Genomic DNA, 5692 nt, shown 5'->3' with positions numbered 1-5692 from the left:
ATCACGTCACTGCTTAAATTATTTAAACGTTTTAAGTTAGCTACGGTCGTGTTGTTTGCAACGGCAATGTGTGACAAGGTGTCCCCACGTACAACCGTATGTGTTCTTTGGTTTGACACAGGTGTTGAAACAGGTGTCGGTGCAGGTGTTGGTGTTTCAGACACGTGTGTCACATGTGTATCGAAACGTGTTAAATCATATAATGCAATGATGTTATTCAATTTGCTGGCATACGTTGGATCGGTTGCGTATCGCCCTTGTAACCATGCCGTCGCATCACGGTAGCTGGTTGTATTTTCAACCCATGTGCCGGAATAAAATTGGCTGTTCCAACTCAAACCATTTCGGAGCAATCTCGCGTAGTCTCTAAGGGAGGCTTCAATATTCGGGTACCGTCTGAAGCGCTCAGTAACCGTAATCCATCCACCTTGTGCGGGAATGTATTCTCTTGTGGGTAATGCAACATATTGCCCTTGGTATCGGCCTTTTACACCAAACAAGTTGTAGTTAGGTCCTCTGGATAATTCACTACGCCCAAAGCCAGATTCTAAGGCCGCTTGTGCAATCATGACCGACGTATACAAATTAAATTCCTTAGCCACGCGCTGTGCGGGACCCGCGATCATATCGATAAACTCTGCCTGTGTTTGTCTCACCGGCGTTGCGGTCGCGTTGGTGACGGACGCGGACGCGGCACCCTCACGTATCGTCAAACGTTGACCTACGACAATGTGGTTAACGTTTTGGATATTATTCAATTGTGCAATGTTAGCCACCGTTGTCCCATACATTTGTGCAATACGTGAGAGTGTGTCACCTGAGCGAACCACATGGAACGTCGCGTTGGCCGTAGGGTTTGCGCTTTGTGTTGCGGTCGTAAGCGAGAACGTGCGCACTGACGGCGTTTCAGTCGTGTCTTTTGTATTGGCAGCCTCTTCAACAACCACATTTTCTTCTGCTTTTGGTTCAGCTTCAACAACCACAGGTTCTGCTTCAACAACCACAGGTTCTGCTTCAACAACCACAGGTTCAGCTTCAACAACCACATCTTCTGCTTCTGGTTCAGCTTCAACAACCACAGGTTCAGCTTCAACAACCACATCTTCTGCTTCTGGTTCAGCTTCAACAACCACAGGTTCAGCTTCTGGTTCAGCTTCAACAACCACTTCTTCTTCTGGTTCAACGTCTTCGATTGCATCAACAATTTCATCAGCTTCTGCATCGTCTACGTCACTATCTACTCGACCAAGTAATGCATTAAAAATCGTATCCAATTGATCAACCGATAATCGGTCACGGTCCACTTGCTCAAAAATACTTTCGCCACCGGAATCTTCAATCAACTGAATTAATTGATCTTTGATTGCCTGTAATTCATTTAGGTAATCGGATGTCTCGTTGTCATCATATGTATGATCCGAGTCGTGGGCTGATTGTAACGCTGTATAGTGTTCATATAACTGCGTCAATTCGACAGAATCTTGTTCAATCGACTCGGCCGATACCGAACCTGCAAATCCTGTCAATACAATCACACTAGCCAACACACTTGAGGACCGGGTCGCTACTTTTTTATAACGCGACGATTTGTTCACCGCGTGTTTAGAGAAAACTGATTTTACCATTCGTATCACTCCTATATATCCATTTATGTTTTATGTTTGTTATCACGCTAAATTTAGTGTGAGCGTCACCACATTAACCCTATTATACCGTGCTCAGAACCGTTTGAATAGACGGTTAGCGTGTAATGTTTGATACCTGACTGTAACAATAAAGCAAACAAAAACCCCGCATCTATATGCAGGGTTTGTTACGCGTGTTCAACTGGAGCGTCAAGGTGAATGTGTACACGGGAGTTTGACAGTTGAAACCAGGAAAAAGTGACAGAAAGCCTATGAGGGCTTTATTTTTTTGTCAAATTCACTTCTTTATTATTGCGTACTATTTCGTACTATTGTATAATAAGCATATTAAACTAAGATATGAGGGATTCCTATGCGCGTGAAAAAGAGCCAGTCAAAACATTCTACCTCCTATATGATCATTAAAGACGTTTATGTTAACGGAAAGAAAACCACAAAAGTGGTTGAAGCCCTAGGAAATGATAAAGAGATTTTAGAAAAACATCCGGGAGTCGATCCGTATGAATGGGCCAAACAATACGCTAAGACTTTGACCGATAAAGAAAAAGAAAAAAAGGCCAAGATTGTAGCGAAATTTGATCCCCATAAACCCATCCCTAAAAATGACCAACGGTCATTCAATGTCGGGTATTTATTTTTACAATCCCTTTATCATCAACTAAAGCTGGATAAGGTCTGCCGCATCATTTCAGACAAACACAACTTTTCTTATGACTTAAACACGATACTCTCTCGACTGATTTATATGCGTATACTGAATCCCCGGTCAAAGAAAGGAACGTTTGAGTGTGCGCAAGATTTACTTGAAGCGCACGAAGTAGAATCCCAGCACATTTATCGTGCCCTAGATGTTTTAGCCGAAGAATCAAATACTATCGAAGAAATGGTCTATCAGAACAGTTTAGAAATTGTGGAACGTAACCAACAGGTATTATATTACGATTGCACGAATTTCTATTTTGAAATTGAAGAAGCCGAAGGCTTAAAACAATACGGCATGTCTAAAGAGAATCGCCCTAACCCCATTGTTCAAATGGGACTGTTCATGGATGGCAACGGGCTGCCCCTTTCTTTCGTGATTCACTCAGGCAACCAAAATGAACAACCGACGTTAAAGCCATTGGAAAAGAGAATTATACGCGATTTTAACTTATCCCAGTTTGTTGTTTGTACAGACGCTGGACTGTCTTCTCATGACAATAGACTCTATAACTCTTTTGGAAATAGAGGATTTATTACGACTCAGTCTATTAAACTGTTAAAAAAGCATTTAAAGGAATGGGCATTGGATACCAAGGACTGGCTCCCCGTAGGGGAATCGCATCGGTCTTCCCGTAAAATAAATCTGGAAGATTTGGATTTAGAAAAAGATAAAGGACACTATTATAAAGAACGCTGGATCCATGAAAATGGATTAGAACAGCGATTGATTATCACTTTTTCTCCCAAGCATAAACGCTATCAAGAAGAGATTCGCAGAAAACAGATTGAACGAGCCATGAAGAAAGCCGATAATCCAAGTCAATTAAAGAAAAAACGTCCAACAGATTTCAAGCGTTTCTTAAAAGAGACCCATGTCACTAAAGAAGGCGAGATCGCGAAGGACTTTCAAGTCACAGTAGATCAAGAGAAGATAAATGAAGAAGCGAAATACGATGGGTTATACGGTATCTGTACAAATATATCGGGGGATTCAGAAGAGATACTTAAAATATCTCATCGCCGTTGGGAGATTGAGGAAACCTTTCGTATTCTGAAAAGTGAAATGCGTGCACGACCGGTTTTTGTCCGAAAGGACGACCGGATTAAAGCACATTTCCTCACTTGCTTTCTTTCATTACTGGTTTATCGTATTCTTGAAAAAACATTAGATGAAGCTTATACCTGTCCTGATATCATTGATACACTGCGCAAGATGCGTGTGTTTGAATATTCAGGAGAAGGGTATATCCCAACCTATACACGAACGGATTTGACTGATCAACTCCATGAGGAGTTTGGGTTTAGAACGAACACTGAAATTATTCCTCAAAAAAGAATGAAAAACATTTTAAAACAAACGAAAAAACAAAAATAGTACGCACTTTTCCAACTAAAAAAACGACAAGAGAGCCTATACCTAAGGCATTCTTGTCGTTTTGACTGTCAAACTCGAGATTATACCGTGCTCAGAACCGTTTGAATAGACGGTTAGCGTGTAATGTTTGATACCTGACTGTAACAATAAAGCAAACAAAAACCCCGCATCTATATGCAGGGTTTGTTACGCGTGTTCAACTGGAGCGTCAAGGTGAATGTGTACACTTGCCCCCTGAATGTGTCGGTGGTTTTTGCATTGTCTACGCGCCACCATCGTCTTCTATACGAGTTCTCTTAGCTGACAACCCGTATAGATGGTTCACTATTTTCATACCGGATATCTCTAGGTGCACCCCATGACACCTCTTCGGACTCCTGTTCTACATCGTCCGCGTTTGAATAGGCGCTCCATAACAGCAAAAGCGCCCCTAACCCTATAACAATCAAGGACACGGTCATCGACCATGTGTACCATTTGGGTTCCTTATCCGGATGACTCGGTTTTTCTAATGCTCTGTTTCGGTCTTTATCTTCCATCGCCATCTCTCCTTACTTACGTAACACAATGCCATTTGATGTGACGGTTTGAACCGTTGATGACGTTGTCCCACTAACAGCTGACCATGCACCCCATGTTGACCCGTTATGTGTTCTAATACGACTTAATGGGCTACCGGTTGCACTTGCATTCCATGTAATATCGACATTCCCATTCGTCCACGCTGTTGGTGATTGCGTACTGCTTGCATTGGGTAAAATTTTATCAATATTTGTTACGGTATGAGACCGTGTTGACGTGTTCCCAGCATGGTCTTCTACTTCAAAGGAATAGGTGCCGTTTGACGTGACTGTTTGAGTCGTTGTCGAGCCATTCACCCATGTGCCGCCCGATTGCCTTACTCGTCTGACACCTGAACCACCGGTATCCGTCGCATTAAACGTCAAGGTGACATTCTGATTTGTCCAACCTGTCGGCGTCTGAGAAATCGAACCACTTGGTACAGCTTTATCTATACGGTTAACCGTCGCTGACACGGTTCGTGTGTTTCCAGCATGGTCTTCTACCTCAAAACTGTAGGTTCCATTTTCTGTTGCGGTTTGAGTCGTTGTTGCGCCGTTTACCCATGCGCCGCCTGCAATTCTCACCCGCCTCACACCTGAGCCACCGGTATCTGTTGCATTGAATGTTAGTGTCGCATTGGTGTTTTGCCATGCGATTGGGTTACCTGTAATCGTGCCGTTTGGTGTAGAAAAGCAAAATAATCCAGCCAGTAAATGTCACTTTATTCCGGCAGTTTTATTTAAGAAAATGAGGCAATTAAGCGACAGAATCTGTTTATTCCAGCACGTTTGTCAGTTTAGACCAGCGGATTGTCTTCTACAATAGTTACTAAAAAAAGTCCGAAGAGCATTGGGAGCGTATGCTCCTTTCTCTTCGGACTTTCTTTCTGTTTTCCATTAAAATGAGACATCCTGATCTTCCATAAATCCATTGGATTCAAAAGACGACGGAACTCTCTCTTCCTGCTGTATGGCTGTTTCAATTAATTGCTTGGTCTGTGAATAGGAAAACAAATACGCTTCCTCGCTGGAAATTTTATACGCCTGAACGAGTTGTTGGATATAAAGTTTCAATGTGGGAGAATACGTTTGTTCAAAATAACAGGTTTCGATCTCTTGCCATATTTCCTGCTCTTCCATTAGACACGCTCCTTATACCGATCAAAATAAGATTTCGGCCGTTGCCGATTCAATTAAAGACAGGGTGATTTGAACCTGTTGCTGTTTTACACCTATTTCTAAAACCTTTGTTGTTAAAAGATCCAACCGCCTTAAACTGCCTTGGGCATGGCTGATTAAGGACGTGAGTGCGTTCTCATCAAAGATACGAAGACTGCCTTCGGCACTCTTGAGTTTTGCCTCCACGTATTGTCTCGCTTCATCTTGCTGAATACCCGTACAGTGAT

At 42.5% G+C, this 5692-nt stretch carries 6 protein-coding genes; 1 reads left to right on the top strand and 5 read right to left on the bottom strand.

All coding sequences use genetic code 11. The features are described 5' to 3' along the window. Window positions 1-1625 (bottom strand): glucosaminidase domain-containing protein (locus ACYQ2O_RS10195; RefSeq protein WP_459796555.1); only part of this gene is annotated, 1625 nt, incomplete at its 3' end. 373 nt (window positions 1626-1998) lie between these two features. On the opposite strand from ACYQ2O_RS10195, the gene ACYQ2O_RS10190 reads away from it, so the two are divergent. Next, window positions 1999-3723, top strand: a complete 1725-nt coding sequence (locus ACYQ2O_RS10190) for an IS1634 family transposase (RefSeq protein ID WP_459796553.1) — start codon at window positions 1999-2001, stop codon at window positions 3721-3723. A gap of 296 nt (window positions 3724-4019) precedes the next feature. Here ACYQ2O_RS10190 and ACYQ2O_RS10185 read toward each other — a convergent pair whose 3' ends face one another. The 4 genes from ACYQ2O_RS10185 to ACYQ2O_RS10170 all read right to left on the bottom strand — a co-directional run. After that, window positions 4020-4262 carry a hypothetical protein gene (locus ACYQ2O_RS10185; protein ID WP_459796552.1) on the bottom strand — a complete coding sequence of 81 codons (243 nt, stop codon included), beginning with the start codon at window positions 4260-4262 and terminating at the stop codon, window positions 4020-4022. Window positions 4263-4274: 12 nt separating this feature from the next. Continuing rightward, a complete protein-coding gene (locus ACYQ2O_RS10180; RefSeq protein WP_459796551.1) occupies window positions 4275-4871 on the bottom strand; it encodes a hypothetical protein in 597 nt (198 codons plus the stop codon). A gap of 312 nt (window positions 4872-5183) precedes the next feature. After that, on the bottom strand, window positions 5184-5426 hold the full coding sequence (locus ACYQ2O_RS10175; protein ID WP_161879797.1) for a hypothetical protein: 243 nt from the start codon (window positions 5424-5426) through the stop codon (window positions 5184-5186). Between the two features lie 21 nt (window positions 5427-5447). Next, window positions 5448-5692: hypothetical protein (locus ACYQ2O_RS10170; protein WP_459796550.1), on the bottom strand; the 245-nt coding region annotated here is incomplete at its 5' end.

Source organism: Alkalibacterium sp. m-11, assembly GCF_054658155.1.
The sequence above is the reverse complement of the archived record's forward strand: the minus strand, read 5'-3'. Positions and strand labels throughout refer to the sequence as shown.

Bases quoted from the DNA above. Each gene is read 5' to 3' on its own strand.
- ACYQ2O_RS10190 (WP_459796553.1), top strand. From the start codon at position 1,999: ATGCGCGTGAAAAAGAGCCAGTCAAAACATTCTACCTCCTATATGATC.
- ACYQ2O_RS10185 (WP_459796552.1), bottom strand. From the start codon at position 4,262: ATGGAAGATAAAGACCGAAACAGAGCATTAGAAAAACCGAGTCATCCG.
- ACYQ2O_RS10175 (WP_161879797.1), bottom strand. From the start codon at position 5,426: ATGGAAGAGCAGGAAATATGGCAAGAGATCGAAACCTGTTATTTTGAA.